Source organism: Micromonospora sp. DT4 (assembly GCF_049841675.1).
Taxonomy (GTDB): Bacteria; Actinomycetota; Actinomycetes; order Mycobacteriales; family Micromonosporaceae; genus Micromonospora.
In genome coordinates this window covers 1-22606 of the sequence record NZ_JBNCKT010000065.1, presented here as the reverse complement: position 1 = coordinate 22606, position 22606 = coordinate 1, and the positions used below count along the sequence as shown (strand labels likewise).

Genomic DNA, 22606 nt, shown 5'->3' with positions numbered 1-22606 from the left:
CCACTCCACGAGGAGGAAAGCAATGGCCGCTCATCCGCCCGCAGTGCTACCAGTTCCGCAACAGCGCCCGCGTGAGCTGGGCCCGCTGCAGGAAATGGTGGACCCGATCATCCTCGCCGAGCTGACCCGCCTCGGCGTCTCGGCAGGGGAGACCGCCCTCGACGTGGGCACCGGCACCGGCTCGATCACCAGGCACCTGTGTAACCTCGTCGGCCGCGGCGGGAAGGTCATCGCCGTCGACGCTGACCCGCCGATCCTCGACCCTACCGGTGTGCTCGACGTCTTCCAGCGGGACCTGCGCACCGAAGAGCTGCCGGTCCAGTCGGACAGCATCCACGTCGCCGCCGCCCGCTGCGTCCTAGCGCACCTGCCGAACCGGCACCAGCTTCTCAACGAACTGATCACCGCGCTGCGGCCCAGCGGGCACCTCACCCTCGTCGACATCGTTGCCGCCCCGGTATCCGTATACGCGCCCGCTGACGCCGACAGCGCACTCATCGGCTTCGTCATCCGCACCATCCTCGACGGTCTCGCGGCCCGAGGTATCGACCTGAACTGGGGCAACACGACTCCGTCGTGGCTGCTCGCCAACGGCTTCGAGACGGTCCACACACGCTGGTTCGCCGACACCTGGGCCGGCGGCACCGCCGGCTGCCAGCTCTACGCCGAACACGCGACCCAACTGGCCAGTCACCTTCTCGCCGAGGGCCTGTCTGCCGGGGAGCTGGAGCGATTCGGCGAGCTGATGGCTGACCCGAGTGTGCTCGTGCGCGGCTACACGTTCGCCTCCACCACCGCCCGCAAACCCCCGCAACAGCGGGCCACCTGACCTGGCCGCCCCTGCTCAAGAGCCAGAGCAGAAGGCCACCGACGTGGCCGGCGGCGAGCCATCCCCCGTCTCGCCGCCGGCCACACCAACAACCCCGGGCGCAACGAGCGCTTTCGTCCCCGATCGAGGCCGTAGCCCGGTCCGCCGCGCGATACCCAGCGAACACTGGCTCGTCGAGCTGCCCCCCCGATCGAGGGGTGCAGCGTTACTTGATCAGGAAAGGAGTGGGCCATGCCGTCACGGACGTTGCCGATTGCCTCGTCGACGGCGACATTCGTTGGCGAGGCGGTGGCCGCGACGCTCGATCGTGCCGTCGAGCACGGCCTGCCACCGGCGATCACCGAGGTGGCCCGAGAGCGCGGTGTGTCACCGGCCACCATTGACGAATGGGTGGCGCGGGCACGAGCGGTGCCGGCCGCCCCGGTCCCGCCGGGGCTGCTGGCCTGCCACACCTGTGACCGTCCGATGATCCTGGTATAGCTTCCCGGATGTCCGCCGGTCTACCTGTGCGCGCCCGCCTGCGGGCGGGCGCCCGTGCCGGCGCAGGCGTTACGCGATGCGGTCGCCCGGGCGGTGCTGCACCGAGCCCCGCGCCTCGTGCCCCCGGGCGGTGCTGCACCGCGCCCGCACCCCCCGGCAAGGCCCATTCCGCTGCTGCGTATGCCCCTGGCGGCATCCACCGCGTCGCGGTCGGCGCCGGGCCCGACGACCCGCACATCATCTGGCGCTCCAACCCCCGGCAGCTCGTCGGACCCCGAATGTCCATGGCACAACGCCTCACCCACGCCCGCGCCGTACACGGCGACCGCCAACGCGCCATCGACGTCCTGCACACCGGTCTGCTGAGGATCGACCCCCACCGACGACATCCCCGCACTGGACGTCGCCACCGCAAACGCCGCCGCCTTGCTCGCGGAACTCACCCTCACCGACGATCCGGTCGCGTGCTGCCCTGGGCCGGGTGGATGTCGAGCGGTACATCGCCGAGCATCGCAAGCCCCGCCCCGCTGACGAGGACGAGTAAGGGCGCGGCGACGCTGCCAACGCCGGCGTGAGGTTCCACGCGCCGCGCCGCGCCGATCGTCGTCACGGTGCGAACAGCACGCCGGCACACCGGCACACCGGCGAGCGACGGTGCCGAGGCAGCGCAGGTGCCGCGCGGGAGCGGGTGGAAGCAGATGTTGCCCTTTCGCCGTCGGCTGGCGGTTGTGGAGGTGGCGCGGGTCCGTGGGCGTCGGAGTTTGCGGCCCACGGACCCGCGCGCTGCCGCTTTGTGGCTATGCGGCTTCGTCGCGGGGGATGAGGTCGGCGGCGGCGTCGGCTCTACCGCGTTCGAGTTCGAGGATAACGCTGGTGTAGGTGTCGGAGGTGAGGCCGATGGTGGAGTGGCCGAGGGTTTCCTGGACTTCTTTCATGTCTGCGCCGCCGTGGCGTAGGTAGGTGGCGGCGCAGTGGCGTAGGTCGTGCAGCCGCACGGGCGGCAGCCCGGCTTTGGTAATGAGGTGGTCGAAGCGGTCGCTGATGGTCTGTGGGTGCCAGGGCTTGCCGTCGGGGCGGACGAAGAACAGGCCGGTGTCGGGCCAGTCGTCGCCGCTGACGGTCTTCCACCGGCGTCGCATGTCGAGGTAGGCCCGCAGGGCGGCGATGGTTTTCGGGCCGAGGGGCACCATCCGGTCACCGGCGTCGCTCTTGACAGTCCGCGTGATGGGTGTGTAGCCGACGGTGGTGATCTGTTCGATGACGGTGAGGTAGCCGGCGTCGAGGTCGACGTCGTGGTCGCGCAGGCCGCACGCCTCCCCGCGGCGCAGGCCGCGGTGCAGGATGAGCAGGAGCATCGCGTAGAGGACGATGTCGTGGCGTTGCGTGTGGTCGAGGAACCGCCCGGCCTGTGCGGGCATCCACACCATCACCGGGCTCGGCCGTTTGCCCGTGGCCTGCCAGTGCTCGACCGCCTTGGCGGTCCACACCCGTGCCTTGGGTCGCTTGGCCGTGGGTAGTTCGACGCCGAGGGCGGGGTTGGTGGGGATCAGCTTGGCCCGCAGGACGGCGTCGTTGAGGGCTTTGCGCAGGGTGGCATAGAGCCGTTGAGTGCTGGAAGCCTCCATGGGCCGCACGCCATTGACCGTGGCGCGGACGGCGGGGTCGGTGCTGGCGCGGGCGGCGCGGATGGCGTCCTGTTGGTGGCCGATCGCGGTGAACATCGCCTCGATGTGGCCGGTGCGCAAGCTCTGGATGGGGATTTTGCCGAGGTGGGGGACGAGGTACAGGCGGATGTGGTCGGAGTAGCCGCGCACGGTCTTTTCCGCCAACCCGCGCCGTCCTTGCAGCCAGGCTGTCAGGTATTCGCCGGTGGTGGTGGGAACGGAGGCGGGTACGCCGGCGCGGATGCGGGCGGCGACGGTGTCGCGGTCGGGCAGCGGTGTGCCGGGCCGGCAGGCGTGCAGCAGGTCTGCGACCTCGGCGGCGAGGTCGGCCTCGCCGCCGGCGAGGTCGAGAAGCGCGCGGGCGTGGCGCAGTTCGGCGGTGGCGGTGTCGCGGCTGTCGAAGCCGGAGCGGCGCAGTTGCCGGCGGGGCTGCGTGGGCCGGACGGGCAGTTCGAGTTGGAACCCCCACGCGCCGTGGGTGGGGTGCCAGCCGCCGCCGGGGCGGCGTAACTTCGGGCACTGGCTGCCGAGCCGTTTGCCGGTGTCCGGGTCGGTGCAGGTGCAGCGCTTGGTCAGCGCACCTTCGGGGTTACGGGCGCGGGTCACGGTTCGGCCTTCCTGTCGTCGCCGGTGTGCGGCGGGTCGATGCTGCTGATTTCCCGTTGGTGATCGACGCTTCGCATGCCGCCCGGGGTCAAGTCGCCGGGTGACGGGGGCAGGCCCAGGGCGGTGAGGATCCCGGCGACGGGCACCTTGTAGCGGGTGCCGACGCGCAGGACTGGCACCGGGAAGTCGCCGGTGCGGGCGAGGTCGTAGGACAGGGCTCGGCCCAAGCCGAAGACACGCCCGGCGGTGGGTAGGTCGGTGATCGCGCCGAGTGCGCGGATGCGCTCCTCGGTCCACAGCCCGCCAGCGCTGTCGGGGTTGTCGGTTGCTTTTGGGGAATCGATGTGGTGGCTGGTCACGGTAATTACTCCGATTCGTCGGAACGTGAAGAGGAAAGTGGGATCAGGTTGGTTAGGTGTGGACCTGGCTTATTGCGGACCCTCACTGCGCCATCGCGCGTGCTGTCACTTCGGGCGGCACGCGCGTGATGACGTACTTACTCAGGGTTGGTAGGTTGCGCTCGTGACTCACGTTCGGGCGGCGCTCTACCTCGACTTCGACAACGTGTTCAGTGGCCTGTACAAGTTGGATCCGGATATGGCCGTTCAGTTCGCCGAGGATCCGGGATCATGGCTGCGCCGGCTGGCGACGACGGCCACGACGGCCACGACGGCTGACGCACGGCGCTGGCTGGTCCTGCGCTGCTACCTCAATCTCGCTGGCTGGGTGTACCGCACTGATTCGGGCGGGGAGCAGACGCGGTTGTACTTTTCGAAGTTCCGGCCCTCGTTCGTGCGCGCCGGCTTCGACGTGATCGACTGCCCCCGCTACAGCAGCACAAAGAACGCGGCCGACATCAGGATCGTCGTCGACGCCGTCGACGCGCTGTCCGCCGACACCCGGTACGACGAGTTCGTCATCGCCTCCGGCGACTCCGACATGACGCCGCTGCTGCAACGCCTGCGCCGCTCCGACCGGCGCACGATGATCGTGTCACCAGCCGAAGCGGCGGAGGCCTTCACCGCGATCGCGGATCAGGTTCTCGACAGCCAGCACCTGCTCGCATTGGTGCAGGGCGAGCCGGTCGACCTCGACGACGAGCCCGACAGCGAGGTGCGGGAAGGGCTCGACGACCGCGAAATCACCGACGCCGGTGACACTCCTGCCTTTGTCGAGGGCGAGGCGTACGACGTCTTTCGGTCGATCGTGACCCAGGAGTACACCGCGGCGACCGAGCCGTTGAACATGGCCTGGCTCGCTTCCCGCCTGCGGGCACAACTCGGTCCGTCGGTCAGCGACAGCAATTGGTTCGGCTTCGGCAGTTTCGCCCGCGCCGTGGCGAGCCTGTCGTTACCGAACCTGCGGATGTCGCAGCACCTGCTCTGGGACACCAGCCGCCACCAGGCTCCGAGAGCCGTCACCACGACGGCGCCGCGCGTCGCCTTGCCGGATCCCGTCGAACGTCTGAGCGACCAGCTCGATCTGCCGCGGATGCCGCAACCCTGGTGGCCGGCGATCTACCGGACACTCGCGCAGTACGCCCAGTCTCAGCGGTTCAATTGGACCCAGTGCACCAGCTGGGCCCGTGACCATCTGCGCGAAGAGGGGCTGCCGGTCAGCCGCAATGCCGTCGGGTTCGTCGTGCGGGGCGCGTCGTTCGGAGGTTGCCCTTTGCACCGCCAACCCCCGCCGACAGCCGACGAGATCGCAGTAGCGTTCGTCGGCAACGTTCTCAGCCGCGCCGACGCGGTGGAGATCACGTTCTCCGAGGATGAGATCGCGACGGTCCAGGCCTGGCTGGGGGCACCATCTGCCAATAGCAGCGAGCAGGTAGGCCGGACGGAGAACCCGTCGTAGTGTGTTCCACCTGCGGCGACCGCTGGTCACGCGGGCACCTCCCACCGGAGGGGGCACAGCAGGAGCCGCAACGCTGCGGCAGCCTGTTGAGGGACCACGCCGTTGCCGAGAACTCGTAGTGCGGCGGTGCGCGGCAGCCCGAGAGTTGGGTCGGTGACCCAGTGCTCGTCGAGGCCCTTTCGTCGGGGCGCGCCGGGCGTCGCGGACTGACGCGGGGGTGTGGTCTTGCCGCGTGCGCGACAGCTTGTGTCGGTGTGTCGCAAATGTTGTTGATTGTGGCGGTCTTATCGTGACGGTTGGACGGCCCGGGAACGGAGGTGTGGTGGCCGAGTTCCGAGCGTTTACGGTGCGCCTGCCGACGGGCGTGCGCTACTGGACCGTGATCGACGACCAGTACCGGGTGGTTGCCGCGGCCGACGAGTTCCTGCTGCACCTCCGGCTTGGTCGTGATCGGGCGGAGAGCACGACGCAGGCGTACGCGACCGGGCTGGCGCTGTTCTTCGCCTGGTGCGCGGCGAGCGGCGCGGACTGGACGGTCGCCGCGCCGCGGCTGGGCCGGTTCATGCACTGGTTGGGGTACTTCAGCAAGAACGGGGGCGGCGGGTTGCCGGTCGTTGGCTGCCGAGTGCGTGGTGCGGGTCGGGTCAACGCGGTGCTGGCGGCGGTACGGGAGTTCCTCAAGCACGCGGTGTCGGTGGGCGCCGCCGCGCCGGGTGTCCTGGACGGGCTGTACGAGGTCGTGGAGGACTGGGATCTGCCGGCCGAGGTGCGCGGCGAGGGTCGTATCGGCCTGCGGTCGCGGCCCCGGCACCGGCTGCGCGAGCCGCAGCGGGCTGTCGAGGCGGCCACCGATGAGCAGGTGTTGGCGCTGTTACGTGCCTGCCACCGCTCCCGGGATCGGTTCATCGTGCTGGCGCTGTGGCGGATGGGCCTTCGCCGTGGTGAGCTGATCGGGCTGCGGCGCGAGGATGTCCACTTCGTGCCGGACGCGACTCGGCTGTGCTGCGGGGTGCGCGGCGCCCACGCACACGTGGTGCGGCGGGACAACCGCAACGGGGCGGCGGCGAAGTCCCGTCGTTCGCGAGCGGTTCCCGCTGACTGGCTGGTGGTCCAGGCCTACGACCAGTACCTCGCCGAACGAATCGCCTGCCCGGAGGCGGACCGGTGTGACTTTGTGCTGGTCAACCTGTTCGGGCAGCCGCTGGGTGCGCCGATGCGTCCTCAGGCGCTCAACGAGCTGTTGGAGGCGCTGTCGCGCCGGGCTCGGCTGACTCGCCCGGTGCACCCGCACGCGCTGCGGCATTCTTTCGGCACCAACCTGGCCGCGTCCGGGGCGACCCTCGATGAGATCAAGGACTTGCTGGGGCACGCTGCCTTCACCTCCAGCGAGGTGTACCTGCACCCGAGCCAGGGGCGGCTGCGGGAGGCGGTGGGCAGGGTGGCGCTGCCGCGCGTAGCCCGACCGGTCGTGCGGTGAGCGTCGCCAGCGCACGTCACGGCCGCCAGCCGGCCATGGCGCCGATCCGGGCCGGCGGGGCACGCGATGTCGAGGCGTTGGCGGCGCTGAACGCGGTCCTTCGACCGGGTTTCCTGACCCGCGCCGGCTGGGACCCGCAATGTCAGGTCCTCGCCCCGGCCCGCGACGATCCGCTGCTCGGCTTGCGCAAATGCGCCGTGGTCGACTGTGAGGCGGGCATCCGCCGGTCGTGGGCGCAGCTGTGCTCGGGCTGTGATCGTCGGTTCAAGGCCGCCGACCGACCGTTCGCCGAGTTCGCGGCGACCGCGTCGGGTAAGGCGAACTGGAACGAACGCATCTGCCGCGTGGCCGGTTGCCCGCGAGCGACCCGGGCCCGTGACCGGCTGTGTCGCAGTCACGCCGCGCACCGGCGCGCGCATCCTGGCCTGTCGGTGGAGGCGTGGCTGCGGCTGTCGTCGGTGCGGCCGCTGGCCTCGTTCGGCGACTGCCGGGTCGCCTCCTGTGTCCGAGCGGCCGACGGACGGCGTGGCCTGTGCGCCGCCCACGACAAGCGGTGGGCGAACCACTCGAAGACCAACCCAGGTGCGGACTTTGAGGATTGGGCGGGGGTCAACGGCCCGGCTGGCGTTGATCACGTCGTGGTTTTCAAGGGCCTGCCGGTACGGGTCCAGCGCGAGCTGCTCGTCACGCTGCAGCAGCGCACCGATGCGGGGCTGCGGGTCTTCCTCACCGACGTGCGCTACTTGGCCGACCTGTTGCGCGAGCGCCGCGCCGGCACGGTCTTCGATCTGGCCGACGTCAAGAGCAAAGACATTCGCCACAACGCTGGGACGCTGCTGCGGGCGGCGCTGCGCACCGTGCGTTGCGTACTGTCCACGCCGGAGCGTGAACAGGCCGGCGACGACTGGGACCTGACTGTGTTCGGGCTGCCCGGCCGGCTGGACTTCACGACGATCAGCCAGCGGTGGCTGCGGGAGGCGCTCAAACGTTGGGCGGCCGAGGACCTGCCCCTGCACCGCGGGCGCCAGGCCGCAGCCACCGCCCGCGACACCATCAACGCGGTCACCGAGCTGTCGCAGAGCCTTCGCCTGTCCCGCCGCGATCGCGGGGATGATCCGACGGCGTTGGGACGCCGCGACATCGTTGCCTTTACCAACCGGCTGGCCTACAAGCAGCGCACTGCCGCAGTCACGGACGCCACCCGGCTGCGGATCGCCCGGCGGGTGCGCAGGTTCCTCGACGACGTCCGTACGCTCGGCCTGACCAGGCCCGGGCAGCCCTGTGTCGGTTTGCCCGACGACGTGCGGCTGCGCCGCGGCGATGTGCCGGCCGAAGCCGACCCGGCCGAGCGCCCCCGCGACCTTCCCGCCACCGTGCTACGCACGATCAGCGACCACCTGCCCGTCCTGGAAGCGCGCAGCGGCCTGAGCGAACGCCGTATCGTCGAGCTGCTCATCGACACTGGCCGGCGCCCGGACGAGATCTGCACCCTGGCGTGGGACTGCCTGGACCGCGACGACACCGGCAACCCGGTCCTGGTCTACACCGACTCCAAGAACAACCGACCCGGTCGGCGCCTGCCGATCGCCGAGGCCACCGCACAGCTGATCGGGGAGCAGAAGAACCAGGTACGGCAACGATTCCCGCACACCCCGCTCGACCGGCTGGTCCTCTTCCCCTGCGACAACGCCAACCCGGACGGCACCCGACCGATGCACGCCGAGACGTTCGGCAACGCGCACCGGGAGTTCGTCGATCAGATCGCGGACCTGCTCGTCGACGAGGACAACAGCCCGTTCGACCGGCGCAGGGTGGTGCCCTACGCCTACCGGCACAGCTACGCCCAACGCCACGCCGACCAGGGCGTCGGCCCCGACGTGCTGCGCGAGCTGATGGGCCACCGATCGATGCGCACCACGCTGATCTATTACCGGATCACCGAGACCCGCACCCGCGCCGCTGTCGAGCGCGTTGCCCGCCACCAGTTCGACGGCAAAGGCCAACGAGTGTTCCACAGCATCAGCGGACTGCTCGCCGACGAACACACCCGCCTGCGGGTCGGGCAGGTCGCCGTGCCGTTCGGAGTATGCACCGAGCCATCCAACGTCAAGGCCGGCGGCCAGGCGTGCCCCTACAAGTACACCTGCGTCGGCTGCGGACACTTCCGCAGCGACCCCTCCTACCTGCCTGAGCTGAAGTCCTATCTGCAACAACTACTCGCCGACCGGGAACGCATCCGCGCCGCCACCGACCTCGACGACTGGGCCCGCCAACACCTGGCCCCACCCGAGGAACAGATCGACCAACTGCGGGCGCTGATCCGCCGTATCGAACACGACATGACCGGCCTCAGCGACGACGACCGTGACCAGATCCAACAGGCCATCACCGTCATCCGTCAGACCCGCCAGACCGTCACGCTCGGCATGCCGGGCACCCGCCCACCCACAGCAGAGCGGACCTGAATCCATGACCGCGTCGCATCCACTCACCCAGGCCCGCCACCGCGACGCCGCACGGCGCCGCGAACGCGTGCACCAGGCCATCGCCGCCATGACCGCCGAAGCAGCCGAGATCAGCATCTCCGCCGTGGCCGCCCGGGCCCGGGTCCACCGCTCGTTCATCCACCGTCACCCGGACCTGCACGCCGCGGTTGTGACCGCAGCCGACCCGCCAGGCGCCGGCACCGAACCCGGCCAAGCCACGACGACCGTCAGCCGCCGCTCCCTGCTCGCCGACAACGCCAACCTGCACGAACACGCCCGCCGCCTCCAGCGGCGCATCAACGACCTCGAAGCCCGCCTGTCCGAGCTGCTCGGCGCCCACGCGGCTGAGTGCAGCGGCTTCAGCCTGCTCGATACCGCAGACACCCAGGACGAAATCGACGACCTCCGCCAACGGGTACTCGACCTGCAACGCATCATCGAGGAACGTGACGAGGAACTCGGCGCCGCCCGCGAGGCCCATCGCAGGCTGATGGTCGAGACCAACCGCGCCTGATTACGCGGTTAGCCCCCGCTGACTGAGAATTTGGCCGTACGGGTCTTGTGAGACGCCGGTTCACGCTGTTTGCGCTGGTGGCTGTCGATAGTGGGACCGCAGCGCCGGGTGTCCGTTGGGAATCGATCTGCGGACAGTCGCCATCATCGTCCAGGTCAGGCTCATCCCCTGCCCGGGACGCACCGGATCAAGGCGGTGACCTCCAGGGTGCCCGGTGCCGGGTGGTCAGTCATCGACGTCGACCGCGCGCCGGGTGGCGAGCTGGGCCTGGTCGGCTGCGGCCCGGCCTGATGCCCACCCGTCCCGGTTGGTGACCGACACAGGGCGGCCGACGAGGTCGGGGAAGAGATCGTCGGCCATCGCGCCGACCGCAGAGTCCCGGGAGGCGAGTATCGGCAGCAGCCGGTCCGTCCCGGGTTGGCCGGCCAGATCCCGGCTGGCTTGTTCGGTCGCCTGCTTGGTCGCCGTGGCCAAGCGCTCGCCGATACGCTGGGCGAACGCGGTCAGGAACGACTGCCTAAACGAGCGGGTGGTCGACCGGCCGTGGGCGTCGCGGCGTGAACCGGCCTGCATCATCGCCGCGGTGGCCTGCACGAGCAGCGAGGTGAACAGCAACTCGACAGCGTCGATGTCGGCGGCGAATCCGAGCACCGTGACGAATCCGAAGGAACTGGACCAGATCGCCCGGCAGCGGTTGGCGCCGGCCACCGCGTCGAATAGGAGCACCTTGGGCGCCTCGTACGGGTTGTCGATACCGATCCGCCGCCCGACCGGCTCGTCACGGATACCGGTCCCGACCGACAGCAGCGCATAGTCGATGCTGTGGCGGGCCATCAACTCCTGCGCCTTGGCGGTGTACGCCTCAGCCTCCTCCGCGAAGCTGGTCGACTCCGCCTTGGCCAGCAACGCACGTACCCGCTCAAGCTGGCGCGGGTCGGCCGCCTGCCCGCCGGCCGCTCCGAGCGAGCCGCGCCGCGCCCGCCCCGGCGGTGGGCACAAGACCTGGATCTGCGGGCAGGTGCTGAAGACGTGCAGGACCTGCAGCAGGCATCGGATCAACTCGGGCCGGGCCAGGCCCTCACGCTCGCCCACCGCCGAAAGGTACTCGTCGTCACGTGCCCACCAGACCGCCGAGTCGAGCTCTCGTAGCTGAGCCTCCCAACGCTCATCCACGGCCGCGGCAGCGTAGCCGCGCATCTCCGCGGCGATGACATCGACGACAATCCGCCCGTGGCGAGGACCGTAGTCACGCCGGGCGGCTCGGACCACATCGACGGGCTGCCAGCCCCGAGTCCACACCGCCGACAGCTCACGTTGCGCGATCGCGGTCAACGCCGAGTCCACCGCCCGCCGCCCACCGGCCCAGCCGGAGTCGTCGGCCAACACGGCGCAGCACCGCCGCACGGCTTCGTCGTCCTTGCCGTGCAGGGCGAAGACCGCCTCGCGGGCCACCGGCTCCACCATGTGCGCGGGCCGTACCCCACGGCCGGCCCGATTGAACAATCCCGCCACCGGCGACCCGCCCGCCGCACCGTGCCCGGACCCCGGCTCGTAACCAACCCGCTCCTGCCGGCGCCGCTGCTGATCCTGACGCGCCTTCTGCTTGGCCCGCCGCCGTTCACGATTCTTCGCGCCCACCGTCACCGCCGATCAATCCGAGGTCACCCGATCTGTGACCCTACCCGCCACAGCGCAGCGAGCATCCTGCGGCCCGGATCGCGGGCGGTCCCGTCGTGAAGCAACAACGGAGCAGGCTATACGCCCCTGGACCGAGGGCAATCCGCGGCTGTTCCGGCTCGGCAACGACTCGTCCTCCCGGCACTTCGCTGACCTGGCCGGGTAGCGCTACCCAGTGACGCGGAGGCAGGTACTTCGGCCTGCCGTCATCGCAGCCAACGTCCGCGTGCGGTTCGGGCTTGGGTTCGCGCCCTGCGGTCACCAGCGACCCACGCGAAGCGAGACAGGCCATCGTACACGCCCAGGGATTACACGACGGCCTCCGGCGCCAGCGCTTTCGCCGCGCGACATCAACCCGGACATCCCCGGTGATCCCCTTCTACCCCGGCCAGTGGTCATGGTTGCCGCCATAGTGGGTGGACCCCGCCCGGGGCGGCGCAGGTATGCACTACGGTGATTTCCCGTGACCGTCGCGATGCACGCCCTCGGGTTCGCCGGGGAACTGCTGCCGTTGTTAACCGTTTATGGCTCGGATGGGGTGGCGGTGACCCATGAGCTGACGGTGGTCGAGCGGGACGCCGGTGTGCTGGCCGGTGACGATGACCTCGCGCTGTGGACGATGCTGGCTGATGACCTCGGTGGGCTGCCGCTGGCCATGGGTGGCCAGGCGCGGGCGGTGGCCTTCCCGGATCTGCCTTTGCGGCTGCCGGCTGACCGGCCCGCGGGCCGGGGATTGATCGGTCTGGCACTGGTCGGCCCGACTGGCTGGCTCGCCGGCTTCCAGCCCGGAGACTTGCTGGAGGTCCGGTTGCGCGACGGCACCTTGTCGGTGTCTGTTCGCCCGCCGGGCGGTCTGCGGTCGGACTACGTCGCGACCGTCGTCTCCGCCTGCCAGGCGGCGGCGCGGCAGGCCATTGACCGCTACGCCGATGGGCACGGAGAACTGCCTGCCGCCGTCATCACCGAGGTGCTCGTCGAGGTGATGCGCCGTCAACCGGAGGTGTTCACCCAGCCGCTGCCACCGCTTCGGCAATGGCTGCGTGAGGCACACCTGGAGACCTTCGGCGGGCATGTCGGGTTTGTCGGCACTCCGTGGAACACCGCGCTGGTCCGCGGGTTGGACCGGTCTGCCGTCGTCGTGGGGATGCTGACGCTCGGGGCGTTGCTGACCTGGGACGAGGCGGACACCGGGCACCTGCGTGAGCTCCTGGATCGTTTGGCGTCCCGCGACGGGTCCGTCGGTTACCTGGCCGACGAGATCGAGCGGCGGACCGCGATCGAGGGCGTGTGCTTTACCCAGGCGCTGGACTGGCTGGCCACCACCGCCCGCACCCCGGCTGAACGTGCCGAGGTGGCGTTGTTCCGTGCCCGGGCTGCTGAGGGCGCGGGCGACTGCGTAGCGGCGCAGCGGCTGGTGACCGCGGCGCTGGCCGAGCAGCCCAGCCTGAAAGCAGCGCTGCTGGACGCTGGGGAGTACGCCACGTGCCGCGGTGATCTGCGCGCCGCCGAAGACTACCTGCGCCGCGCCGAGCACCCGGTCGCCGAGAACCTGCGCGCCGCGATCCGTGCCCAGCACGTCCTCCCAGCGGCCACCGCAACCGGACGCAACCGGCCCTGCCCGTGTGGCTCCGGGCGGAAGGCGAAACTGTGCTGCGCCACCACGGTGGTGCCCCCGCTGGCCGCCCGGGCGGAACTGCTCTACGCCCTGATCGCCACGTTCGCCCAGCGCGCCCCGGCCGCCGAACGGTTGGGGACCCTTATCCGCCGCAGTACCGGGCACCCGCAGCACCCGCTGCTGTGCCTCGACCTGCTACTGACCAACGAGGGATATCTACAGCGTTTCCTGCAAACCCGCGGTGGGTGGCTGCGCGAGGACGAGCGGGCCCTGCTGCAGACCTGGGCCCGTATTCCCATCGGCGCGTTCGAGATTCGGCACGTCCGCCGCGGTGAGAGCGTCACCGTCCGCCCACTGCCGCAGGGGACACCGATCGTGCTGCGCGACCGGCTGTTCTCCACCTCGGCGCGGCGCCTCGACCTGTTCTGCGGCCGCCTGCTGACCGACGCCGCACGCCCACGAATGTTCCCGATTCCCGCCATGGTCTCCCGCGACCGCCGCCACGACCTGCTTACTCTCCTGGCAGCCGACCCCACGGCCGACCAGATCGCGGCGTTTCTCGGCCCACAGCCCGACCCGTGCCTGCTCAACACCGATGGGCATGAGTACTTCGACGCCGAGGTCACCCTGCAGGTACCCGACGGCGACGCGGCCTGGCGCCGACTGGCCGCCGACCTGACAGCCACCGACACCAACGTCCTGGACCACCAGGTGAACCGCGACGGCAAGGCCGTCAGCCTCGGCACCGTCACCCGTCGCGGGCAACGCTGGACGCTGTGGGCCAACTCCCGCGAACGCCTCGCCGCGCTGCACGAACGCGTCCACACAGTGACGTCCTCGGCCCGGGAGGTAGGCCGACGGACAGACCGCATCGGCGGCGAACCGCCTACCGACGGCTCCACAGTGCGCACCATCACGGTCGACAGCTACCTGCTCCCCGGCGGCCCGCACATGACCGAGCAACGCGCCCAAGCCGACCTGCCACGCACCGCCAGCCAATCCTGGGTGGACACCCCAATCGAGCGCCTCGGCATGACCCCCCGCGAGGCCGCCGCCACCAACAGCACCGCCCACGCGGAACTGGACGCCCTCCTCGACGACATGCAGTGGCGCAACGACCGTAACCTTGATCAGGACAAGCCAATCACCATGGACGTCGAATGGATCCGGCGGGAACTCAACAACCCGCCCCAGCAGCCCTGACCGCAGCCAACTACGCTCGGCCCGAGCACTGCTTCCATAATCGGCCGCATGCTCATCTGTGGCCCGCGAGACGCGTGGCCATGGCCGGCCCGGAGGCTGAACTTTCGCCGTCGACCCGCGCGCTGAGAGCGGCACGGCCGGCAGCCGTGAACCTCACTCGTCGTCGGCGTCGGGCCGCAGCGGGATCAGGCAGCAAACGGCGACCGATGGAACCCCAAATCGGCCCTTTGCCCCATGCCGGCACCGTGGTCACGGGCGTCAACGGTCTCGGGCGGGGCCATAGTACGTAGTGCCCGACACCTGTCGGGCACTACAACTACGCCAGTCTCCTTGCCTTGACCTGCAGGAACGGCACCGTGTCGACCGGCCTCACGGTGCCGACCCGATAGAAAGGCCCATGAGCCACTCCACGAACGGCGGCGCAAGGACGGGTCTGCCGTGCCGCCCCGGTTGGGTCGGCTCCGGCGCGGGCCGGCCGAGCAGCAGCTGCCACTGGGCCACCGCCGCGGCGTACAGGCCCCACCGGTCGGTGTCGGGTTGGCCCAGCCCGGCCACGGTGACGGTGGTGCGTAGGTCCGCGCCACCGTCACCGTGCTTGCCCGGCCCGTGTGCGTCGCAGGCGCGAGGGGTGGGCAGCGTCCGGACCGGAACTTGTACGGCTGCCGATGGGAGGGTGAGGTCGCCGTGCGATCCGCGTTGCCCGGGGCAGCCCTTGGCGCCATCGGTTGCCCTGGGGGTGGGTAGCAGGACCTGCGACAGCGGTGGTCGCGCCGGCCCGCCGGCCCGCCGGCCCGGGGTGCCGGTGTCGCTGGCTCGGGGAGTCGGCAGCAGCCGCGCCGCGTCGGTGGGCGTCCGTTCCGCGTGCCCGGTGGGCGTGGTGCGTCCGGCGGTGGCGTTTTCCGAGGACCGGCTGTCGGGCACCGTCGGTATCGGCAGCGACCGCGACGCGATGCCGGCCGATAAGGGCTGGCAGGCGGCCTCCGCCGAGGGGGACATGTTCGACCGATGGGCCACCGCGGTCGGTGCCGCCAGCAGGCCGTGGCGGGTGCCGGCCGGCTCTACCAGGTCCGGCAGCCCGTACGGGTGGCCGGGGCCTTTGCCGTCACGGGCGCACGGCGTCGGCAACGTCCGATACCCTTCCCGCTGGTTCGGCGGGAGTGGCCAGCAGGAACAGCCGGTCCCTGCGGTGGGCCGCGCCGACGTCGGATGCGCGTAGGCATAGCCAGCTCGTGTCGTACCCGATCGCGGCCAGATCGGCGTGGACGACGTCGAGTCCTCGCCGCAGGAGGGCGGCGACGTTCTCCACGAAGAGCAGCTGAGGTCGAAGGACGCGAACGGCTGCGGCGACGTGGTTCCAGACGCTGGAGTGCTCACCGGTGATGCCGGCGCGTTTTCCGGCGTTGCTGATGTCCTGGCAAGGAAATCCGGCAGTGAGCACGTCGACCGGCTGGACGCGGGTCCAGTCGACGGTGCGGATGTCGCCGAGGTTGGCGACGTGCGGCCAGTGGCGTGCCAGGACGGCAGCGGCGTGCCGGTCGGTCTCGGCGTACCAGGCGAGCCGGCCGCCGAGCACCAGCTCGACGGCGATGTCGAGCCCGCCGTAGCCGGTGCAGACCGATCCGATGCGGGGCGCGGTGATGTGGGCAATGCTCACGCCACCTCCCCGCGCCCGGCACCGGCTGTCGTCGGCTCGTTGTGGGGGCAGGTCCACGGTCCACAACCGGGGGCATCCGCCGGTTGTGGGCGCGGGCGCAGGACCACCTTGTCGAGTGGCACCCGCTGGCGGTGCAGGAAGAACTGGCCGCGCAGCGGGTGCCCGTCGGCGTTGGCCCGCGCGGAGCCGTCGCGGATGGCGTGGTCGAAGGCGACCGCGTCGGCCCATTCCTGCGGGCTGTGTTCGCGTAGGGCGAGCCAGAAGCCGTCGTCGTGGAACGGGCATCCCACGCACGACGACTTCGGGGTGTCGGCGAGGCCGTGGTGGGCTAGGAAGCGCAGGCAGTCGTTTCGCCGCCAGCCCAGGTCGAGCAGTGGGTGCACGTTGCGCATGTAGGCGACGTCGGAGTCGCGGGCACGGCCGATCTCGTCGAGGCTGATCCCGATCGCGACCTCCGCCCACACCCCGGCCGGCACTCGCCTCGGGTGCGGGTAGCCCAGCCGGCGCCGCACCTCCGCCTTGATCGGTTTGATCTTGTATTCGCCGGTGCATTGTCGGCGGGCCATGCCGCGCTCGCCGTTGGGTCCCAGGGTGAACAGGGGCATTGAGGCGAACCTGTGGCCTGGGTCGAGTGCGTCAGTCCGGATGTCACCGGTGCTGACGCGCACGACCTCGATGCCGGACTGCCGCGCGAGGCCGGTCAGGCGGTCCAGATGCCGGTAGACAGCCGCCGGCTCCCAGTAGGTGTCGGCGAGTCCGCCGTGAGTTCGGGAATTCTGAAGGGCTCGTTTGGCGAACTGGGGAGTGAGTTCGACATCGGGCGGGCGGTTGTGCGTCGGGTTCGCGGGAGCCGGCGGCCGAGAGCTAACCTCGTGAGCGGCTTCGTCGACAGGTTGAGAGTGTTGATGGGCGGGTCGAGTTGAATGGCTTTGGTGGTCTTGCACTGATTCCTCATTCTCCGGGCATGCAAAAGCGCCCCTGCCGGGTGGCAGAGGCGCTTGGTACTGGGTGGTGATGGGCTAGGTGTTCTCTGTTTGGCTCTGGAGCTTCAGGGCGGCGAGGGAGCCAGGAGAGTTCTGCAGACTCGGTCCCGCAGGGGTTTGCCTACGTGGTGCGTCGATCGCGTTGGCGCTTCCTGGCGGCCAGTTGAGATGTCCGGGTGTCCGCGTATGCACGCGAGGCATCACTTCGTGACCGACGCATCGCAGATCAGTCGATGCCTGCTGACGCCCTGCCGGCCACCGATGGGTGCCCGTTCGGGGCACCGTCGGGTGTGTGCCGGAACTGACTTCGGTGGTGCACGGCGGTCCGACGACGGCGTGGGTTTGTGCGAAGGTGGGCCGTATGGGCTTCTTCGAGCGCCGGGTAGCGGCACCGGACGTCAAGCCAGAACCGCTCAGACCGCCCCGTCCTGCCTGGATGAAACCCGAGGACGTGATCCCCGGTGTCGTGGCTGAAAACCATCTGCTGGTCCACACCGACCGCGCGGCGGTCGCGATCAGCGGCTTGCTCGCTTACCCCACAGGCTTGGAGTTCAGCGTGACTGCGGTTCTGCGTACGCCGGACCACCGGGCCGATCTTTCGCACCACCACCGGATCGGGTATTGGGCGGGTACGCCCTTGCCGGCCGAGTTCCTCCGGGTCGGTGTGCTTTTCGCCGACGGGAGCAGCGTCACCAACATGGACCGGCACGCGTTCACACCGCTGGACACCGAGCCACCTGGTCCATTGTTGTTTCCGGGCAGCGCCGAGTCGGACGCCCGACGGCACGAGGCCCACTACTGGGTCTGGCCGCTACCGCCGGCCGGGCCGGTGGCCTTCGTCTGCGAGTGGCCGGCGTATGACATCCCCGAGTCGCGGGTGCAGGTCAATGCCCAGGTGATTCTCGACGCCGCCGCGGGGGCGGTCCGGCTCTGGCCCGACACCGACGAGACGACCAACTATCCGCACCCAAACCCGCCGACACCGCCTGATCACCTCCGGGGGTAGCCAGGTTGTGGGATCGTCAGGCCTCTGCTGTCGCCTCCGGCTGATGTCCGCAGGTCGGGCAGGCGTTGCCGCGTACTCGTCGGCGTATGGTCCGGTGTCGGGAGGCTTGCCCGGCGAGGGCTGCCGTTAGCAGCGCCGCACCGGCCAGCATGATCGAACCGGTCGTGGCGGCGAGTGCCGCCGGAGTAGGCCCGCCGCCGTGGCTGCCCCAGATTCCCTGACTGAGCTGGTTGGCGCCGAACAGGCCGGCCGGTGTGGCGAGGAGCAGGGTCGCCCAGAGGCCGGCGTCGTCGGCTCGCAGGGCGCGGCCGATGCCGACGAGTAGGACCAGTGCGAACATCAGCCCACCGGCCATCGCCAACAGCTCGGGAGTCGAGCTGTACGAGGTGAACATATTTCCGCCGTTCTCAGCGGCGCTGAATGCCACGGACACGGCTGCTACACAGCCGGCCGTGAGCAGCGGCAGGCTACGTGCTACCCAGCCGGGGTGGGAGGGCAGCGCGAGGGTGGCCAGGCCAAGCGCGACGGCGGGAAGCAGCACGAACAGCGGCGGCCGGGGTTGTCCGATGAGAGCAGCAACGAGTGGCACGGCGACAGTCAGCAGGAGACCACCGGCCGCAGCGGTGCGGGTCCAGGCCCCGGGTAGCGCCGTGGCGGTGAGGCCGACGACCAGCCAGCCCAGCCAGATGGCAGCGCCGAGAGTCTGGAACGGACCAACCGGGTCCAGCCTGGCGAAGTGGGGGTCTTCGAACTCGACCTGCAGGAGCAGGAAGGTCGCGACCGCGACGAGGGTGTTCAGCGCGGCGGTCGCGGCTAGGGGGAAGGCCGCGGCCAGCCCAAAGGCGCCGTACCCGCGCAGTCGCTCCCGGAGTCCGGCACCGAGGAGGTCGAGGGCGTCGTGTGGGGAGGGCCAGCGTCGCCCTGGTCTGACCGTGTCGAGGTACGTTCCGACGATCTCGTCGCCTCGCTCGGCCTGGTAGTCACCCGGGTAGGCCCGCAGCAGTCGCCGGTAGCGGGACTCCAGCGGTGATCCGGCCTGCTCCGGCGCGGGGTTGGGCTGGTTCATGCCAGGCCTCCGGTCGGTCGTAGGGTGGGGCGGGCGACCGCCCCCGGGAGGTTGACAGGGGCGCGTGAGGTGCCGCCGGCGGCGGGGATGCCTGCGGGCCGAATCCGTAGCCGCTGGCTGGCGGCCTCGACGTTGCGGCGCAGTCGTTCGGTCTCCGCGGTGAGCACGGACCGGCCCGCTTCGGTAAGCCGGTAGTAGCGGCGCAGCCGCCCCTCGACGACCTCCTCGTGGTCCCGCTCGACCAGCCCTTCGTCGGTGAGGCGGTCGAGTGCGCCGTAGAGGGTGCCGGGCCGCAGCGCCAGCCGACCGCCGGAGAGCGCGGCGACGTCGCTGATGATGCCGTAGCCGTGCATGGGCTCTCGCGCAAGCGCGGTAAGAATCAGGAAGGTGGGCTCCCGAAGCGGCGTGGGTGTGGCCATGGCCTCAATATACCGGTGATAAAGCTATATCGGTGGCCAGGCGGTGAGAAACGCCGCCCAGTCCTAGCTTGCAGGGGATGAAGATCCTTTGTGCTGGTCGTCGGAGGGGTTGCCCAGCTCCGGTCACAGCATGAAGCTCCTGATTTCAGATACTGATCTGGCCGGGGCCGACGATGGCGCGTAGCCAGTTGATGAAGGTGGTCCAGCCGCCGGTGAGCAGGGCGAGTCCGATGGTGATGAGTAGTAGTCCGCCGATGCGGGTTATCCATTGGTGGTGACGCCGCACGGTGGCGGTCAGCGTCAGGACGCGGCGTAGGCCGAGGCCGACGCCGACGAAGGGCAGTCCGAGGCCGAGGCAGTAGGCGGTGGCGAGCACGGCGGCGCGGCCGGTGGTGCCGTCGGTGACGGCAAGGGCCAGTACCGCGCCGAGGGTCGGTGAGACGCACGGGGTCCAGGACAGCCCGAATGTGGCGCCGAGCAGGGGGGCGCCAGCCAGGCCGGCGGCGGGTAGCCGGTTGATGCGGGCTTGGCGTTGCAGGGCGGGGATGAGTCCGAGGTAGCCGGCGCCGAGGACGATGACGATGGCTCCGGCGATCATTTCGATGGTGCGGGCGTTGACCAGCAGCGTCCGGCCGACGGCGGTAAACGCGATAGTGATGGCGACGAACACAATGGTGAACCCTGCGATGAAGCCGGCGGTGCCGAGCAGGACCTGGCGTCGGGCCGATGAGGGGGACATGATGCCGGTCGCCTTGGCGGTGGCGACGGTCCCGATGGGCGCTGAGCCGCGGTCCGTTGGTGCGGTGTCGCGTTGATGGGCTGCGCGGAGGTCGTCGCCGGCGAGGCCGGTGACGTAGGAGAGGTAGCCAGGTACCAGGGGTAGCACGCACGGTGACAGGAAGCTGACCAGCCCGGCGGTGGCGGCGACCAGAACGGCGAGCAGCAGCGGGCCGGTCGCGGCAATGTCGGCGAAGGTGGATCCCACTGTTGTCAGATTTTCTCGGCGGCGAGGTCAGTGACGACAGGTTCAAGTTCCGTTCGCACCAATGCTTTGCGGAACACCACGGCCACGCGGCCTGTGCGGTCGAGCAAAACGGTCGCCGGGAGGAAGGACGCTTGCACGTGGTTGAACCCCATCGCGACCCGGCCGGCGGGATCGAACAGGCTCGGGTAGCCGACCCGGCCTTGCACAAACGCGGTCGCGGCGTCTCTGCTGTCGCGGGTGTTGATGCCGAGGAGCGTCACGCCATCGTCTCTGGTGGCCTGGTAGACGGCTTCGAGATCGTCGGTTTCGGCGCGGCAGGGGGCGCACCACGAGGCCCAGAAGTTGATGACGGCGACCTTGCCGGTCCGGGTAGCGAGGTCGAAGGTGGTGCCGTCGAGCAGCTCACCGTCAAGCGTGGGTGCGTCGGGTCGCTGTCCTGCCGGATAGACGGTCTTCGGCGTCAGCGGGCCAGTGTCACGGGTGTCAGCTACGGCCGACGGTTCGGTGCCGTCGTCGCATCCGGTCAGTGCGGTAACCGCGACCACGGTCGCGCCGGCCAGTACGGCACGTCTCCGCACGGGACTGCCCCTTCCGTCGTGGTCGTTCTCGCCATCGTCACGCCGCTTCCAGTGATGACGGTACAGCCGCCGAGGCAGCGGTCACTGCGGGTTCACTACTGTCCGAGCCGCCGCGCACGAGGAACCATCAACCGGCAGTCGGCGGGCGCGTCTTTTGGAGCGCGGCTTGACCATACGCAGCGTCGCCGAGAGGAACAGTGCCCCCGAGCCCGATTTGCTGACTTTGGCCACGTTGAACGGGGCTGGAGCTGTGCAGGGAAGGCTCGTACGCTACTCGCGTGCGCGCACTCGTCCCTACCGGCAATCAAATGAACCTCGGCAACCTGCCCGAGTACTGGAGGGTGCTCGCCGGGGAGTTTCGGGAGCTGGAGAGCTTGCCTTCGCTGGACGGCAGGTACCTGCTGTCCGCCCGTGCCTTCGATGAGGCTCAGGTAGCCGGACCGCGAACATACATGGCGGTGATTAAGTACCTGGGGGTGGCCAGGGACAACCACGAGGCGCTCCTCGCGCTGCTCAAGCACCACGGCGCTACGCTGTGGGCGCCGTGGAGCCTGCTGCGGCCGACCTTCGAGGCAGCATTTCTCGCGGCCTGGATCCTCGATCCCGACGTGGGGCGGGTGCGGCGCATCCGGGGATTGCGTTCTGAGGTCCAGGACTTCTACGAGCAGCGCAAGCACCGCGGGGCTTTCAAAGCGCTGCCGGAGCTGCGGACGCTAATCGAGGACAGCGAGCGCGGTGAGGAGCAGGACTCGCTGAAGACCTACCGCGCGGAGGCGGCCCAGCTCGGGGAGCCGTTCGACAAGATCCATCAGCGGATTGTCGTGACCAACGAGTTGCCGAAGCTGAGCTTCGTTGGCGGGCAGGCGGACTTCGCGGCGTTCCTGGAAGGCACCTGGCGCCTACTGTCCGGCTTCGAGCACGGCTACAGCTGGGCGCTGCTGCGCGGTACTCATCAAGGAGCCGAGGCCGAGATACCGGGTGGTGCGAGCGTGCACCTGGTGATCGACGACGACGAGTTCGTTATCGCGGCGAAGACGACGTACTTCCTCTTAGCTTGCGATTAAACCTTTTGTTGTGGTTTAGAGTCTGCTGTTTGTTTGAGGTGTTGGGTTTTGCCGACGGGTGGATGGGTGGCCATCTGTTTGTTGCGGGAGCCGGGTGGGCGTCCGGGGCCGGGGCGGGTGGGTTTCGGGGCGCTGGCGGGACTGGGTAGTTTCGCGCGGAGGTGCCGAAATCCGCGGCGGACCCGGGCTGGGGTCAGCCGGCCGGGTGGGGCGGGTCGTTCCCAGGGCCGGCGCAGGTCGGTGGTCATGGTACGGGCCAGCCGCAGTTGGGTGTAGGTGATCAGGGTCAGCCAGGTCCACCGGTCGGCGGCCTGTGGGTCGCGTAGACGGGGCCGGGTCCAGCCGAGGACCTGTTTCCAGAACCGGAAAGTGTGTTCCACATCGAAGCGGCGCAGATAGGACTGCCAGATCCGGTCGACTGTGGTGGTGTCCAGGCTGGTCGC

Annotated in this window: 20 protein-coding genes; 9 read left to right on the top strand and 11 right to left on the bottom strand. The window is 69.8% G+C overall.

What is annotated here, in order from left to right; translation table 11 throughout:
• Window positions 1-22: 22 nt before the first annotated feature.
• The gene (locus ACLQ24_RS18730; protein WP_425893006.1) at window positions 23-829 is read left to right on the top strand and encodes a class I SAM-dependent methyltransferase; all 807 of its coding nucleotides are present in this window, start codon (window positions 23-25) and stop codon (window positions 827-829) included.
• Window positions 830-1060: 231 nt separating this feature from the next.
• Window positions 1061-1309, top strand: coding sequence for a hypothetical protein (locus ACLQ24_RS18725; protein ID WP_425893005.1), 249 nt, complete (start codon window positions 1061-1063; stop codon window positions 1307-1309).
• Window positions 1310-2106: 797 nt separating this feature from the next.
• On the opposite strand, the gene ACLQ24_RS18720 is transcribed toward ACLQ24_RS18725, so the two are convergent.
• Entirely contained in the window at window positions 2107-3579 is a 1473-nt protein-coding gene (locus ACLQ24_RS18720) for a tyrosine-type recombinase/integrase (RefSeq protein ID WP_425893004.1), read from the bottom strand.
• Window positions 3576-3938, bottom strand: a complete 363-nt coding sequence (locus ACLQ24_RS18715; RefSeq protein WP_425893003.1) for a DNA-binding protein — start codon at window positions 3936-3938, stop codon at window positions 3576-3578. The genes ACLQ24_RS18720 and ACLQ24_RS18715 overlap by 4 nt, the downstream gene beginning before the upstream one ends.
• Before the next feature lie 163 nt (window positions 3939-4101).
• On the opposite strand from ACLQ24_RS18715, the gene ACLQ24_RS18710 reads away from it, so the two are divergent.
• From ACLQ24_RS18710 to ACLQ24_RS18695, 4 genes are all read left to right on the top strand, one after another.
• Entirely contained in the window at window positions 4102-5436 is a 1335-nt protein-coding gene (locus tag ACLQ24_RS18710) for an NYN domain-containing protein (protein WP_425893002.1), read from the top strand.
• A gap of 322 nt (window positions 5437-5758) precedes the next feature.
• The gene (locus ACLQ24_RS18705; RefSeq protein WP_425893001.1) at window positions 5759-6913 is read left to right on the top strand and encodes a tyrosine-type recombinase/integrase; all 1155 of its coding nucleotides are present in this window, start codon (window positions 5759-5761) and stop codon (window positions 6911-6913) included.
• Window positions 6910-9378 carry a tyrosine-type recombinase/integrase gene (locus ACLQ24_RS18700; protein WP_425893000.1) on the top strand — a complete coding sequence of 823 codons (2469 nt, stop codon included), beginning with the start codon at window positions 6910-6912 and terminating at the stop codon, window positions 9376-9378. Before ACLQ24_RS18705 ends, ACLQ24_RS18700 begins: the two co-directional genes overlap by 4 nt.
• A 4-nt stretch (window positions 9379-9382) precedes the next feature.
• Window positions 9383-9913, top strand: a complete 531-nt coding sequence (locus tag ACLQ24_RS18695; protein ID WP_425892999.1) for a DUF6262 family protein — start codon at window positions 9383-9385, stop codon at window positions 9911-9913.
• A gap of 225 nt (window positions 9914-10138) precedes the next feature.
• On the opposite strand, the gene ACLQ24_RS18690 is transcribed toward ACLQ24_RS18695, so the two are convergent.
• Entirely contained in the window at window positions 10139-11551 is a 1413-nt protein-coding gene (locus ACLQ24_RS18690) for a DUF2786 domain-containing protein (protein WP_425892998.1), read from the bottom strand.
• 502 nt (window positions 11552-12053) lie between these two features.
• Here ACLQ24_RS18690 and ACLQ24_RS18685 point away from each other — a divergent pair.
• Window positions 12054-14408, top strand: coding sequence for an SEC-C metal-binding domain-containing protein (locus tag ACLQ24_RS18685; protein ID WP_425892997.1), 2355 nt, complete (start codon window positions 12054-12056; stop codon window positions 14406-14408).
• 369 nt (window positions 14409-14777) lie between these two features.
• On the opposite strand, the gene ACLQ24_RS18680 is transcribed toward ACLQ24_RS18685, so the two are convergent.
• From ACLQ24_RS18680 to ACLQ24_RS18670, 3 genes are read right to left on the bottom strand one after another with little or no spacing between them, the layout of a single operon-like run.
• Window positions 14778-15533 (bottom strand): hypothetical protein, encoded by a 756-nt coding sequence (locus tag ACLQ24_RS18680; RefSeq protein WP_425892996.1) that lies wholly within the window; start codon window positions 15531-15533, stop codon window positions 14778-14780.
• Window positions 15511-16062 (bottom strand): DNA cytosine methyltransferase, encoded by a 552-nt coding sequence (locus tag ACLQ24_RS18675; RefSeq protein WP_425892995.1) that lies wholly within the window; start codon window positions 16060-16062, stop codon window positions 15511-15513. Before ACLQ24_RS18675 ends, ACLQ24_RS18680 begins: the two co-directional genes overlap by 23 nt.
• Complete coding sequence (locus tag ACLQ24_RS18670) at window positions 16059-16667, bottom strand: hypothetical protein (RefSeq protein WP_425892994.1); 609 nt, start codon at window positions 16665-16667, stop codon at window positions 16059-16061. The genes ACLQ24_RS18675 and ACLQ24_RS18670 overlap by 4 nt, the downstream gene beginning before the upstream one ends.
• Window positions 16668-17481: 814 nt before the next feature.
• On the opposite strand from ACLQ24_RS18670, the gene ACLQ24_RS18665 reads away from it, so the two are divergent.
• Complete coding sequence (locus ACLQ24_RS18665) at window positions 17482-18051, top strand: hypothetical protein (RefSeq protein ID WP_425892993.1); 570 nt, start codon at window positions 17482-17484, stop codon at window positions 18049-18051.
• Window positions 18052-18067: 16 nt separating this feature from the next.
• Here the strand turns inward: ACLQ24_RS18665 and ACLQ24_RS18660 are convergent, their stop codons facing one another.
• The 4 genes from ACLQ24_RS18660 to ACLQ24_RS18645 all read right to left on the bottom strand — a co-directional run bounded on the left by ACLQ24_RS18660 (window position 18068) and on the right by ACLQ24_RS18645 (window position 21099).
• On the bottom strand, window positions 18068-19117 hold the full coding sequence (locus tag ACLQ24_RS18660) for a GlsB/YeaQ/YmgE family stress response membrane protein (protein WP_425892992.1): 1050 nt from the start codon (window positions 19115-19117) through the stop codon (window positions 18068-18070).
• A complete protein-coding gene (locus tag ACLQ24_RS18655; RefSeq protein WP_425892991.1) occupies window positions 19114-19536 on the bottom strand; it encodes a PadR family transcriptional regulator in 423 nt (140 codons plus the stop codon). Before ACLQ24_RS18655 ends, ACLQ24_RS18660 begins: the two co-directional genes overlap by 4 nt.
• A gap of 145 nt (window positions 19537-19681) precedes the next feature.
• Complete coding sequence (locus ACLQ24_RS18650; RefSeq protein ID WP_425892990.1) at window positions 19682-20521, bottom strand: cytochrome c biogenesis CcdA family protein; 840 nt, start codon at window positions 20519-20521, stop codon at window positions 19682-19684.
• Window positions 20522-20526: 5 nt separating this feature from the next.
• Window positions 20527-21099, bottom strand: a complete 573-nt coding sequence (locus ACLQ24_RS18645; protein WP_425892989.1) for a TlpA family protein disulfide reductase — start codon at window positions 21097-21099, stop codon at window positions 20527-20529.
• A gap of 278 nt (window positions 21100-21377) precedes the next feature.
• Between ACLQ24_RS18645 and ACLQ24_RS18640 the strand changes: the two genes are divergently transcribed.
• Window positions 21378-22163 carry a hypothetical protein gene (locus ACLQ24_RS18640; protein ID WP_425892988.1) on the top strand — a complete coding sequence of 262 codons (786 nt, stop codon included), beginning with the start codon at window positions 21378-21380 and terminating at the stop codon, window positions 22161-22163.
• Here the strand turns inward: ACLQ24_RS18640 and ACLQ24_RS18635 are convergent.
• The coding region (locus tag ACLQ24_RS18635) for a transposase (RefSeq protein ID WP_425892987.1) at window positions 22160-22606 on the bottom strand (447 nt) is incomplete at its 5' end. The genes ACLQ24_RS18640 and ACLQ24_RS18635 overlap by 4 nt on opposite strands.

What these genes read in the sequence shown, in the direction of transcription:
- ACLQ24_RS18725 (WP_425893005.1), top strand. Translation starts at nt 1,061, where the DNA reads ATGCCGTCACGGACGTTGCCGATTGCCTCGTCGACGGCGACATTCGTT.
- ACLQ24_RS18655 (WP_425892991.1), bottom strand. Translation starts at nt 19,536, where the DNA reads ATGGCCACACCCACGCCGCTTCGGGAGCCCACCTTCCTGATTCTTACC.
- ACLQ24_RS18730 (WP_425893006.1), top strand. Translation starts at nt 23, where the DNA reads ATGGCCGCTCATCCGCCCGCAGTGCTACCAGTTCCGCAACAGCGCCCG.
- ACLQ24_RS18695 (WP_425892999.1), top strand. Translation starts at nt 9,383, where the DNA reads ATGACCGCGTCGCATCCACTCACCCAGGCCCGCCACCGCGACGCCGCA.
- ACLQ24_RS18665 (WP_425892993.1), top strand. Translation starts at nt 17,482, where the DNA reads ATGAAACCCGAGGACGTGATCCCCGGTGTCGTGGCTGAAAACCATCTG.
- ACLQ24_RS18660 (WP_425892992.1), bottom strand. Translation starts at nt 19,117, where the DNA reads ATGAACCAGCCCAACCCCGCGCCGGAGCAGGCCGGATCACCGCTGGAG.
- ACLQ24_RS18670 (WP_425892994.1), bottom strand. Translation starts at nt 16,667, where the DNA reads ATGCCCCTGTTCACCCTGGGACCCAACGGCGAGCGCGGCATGGCCCGC.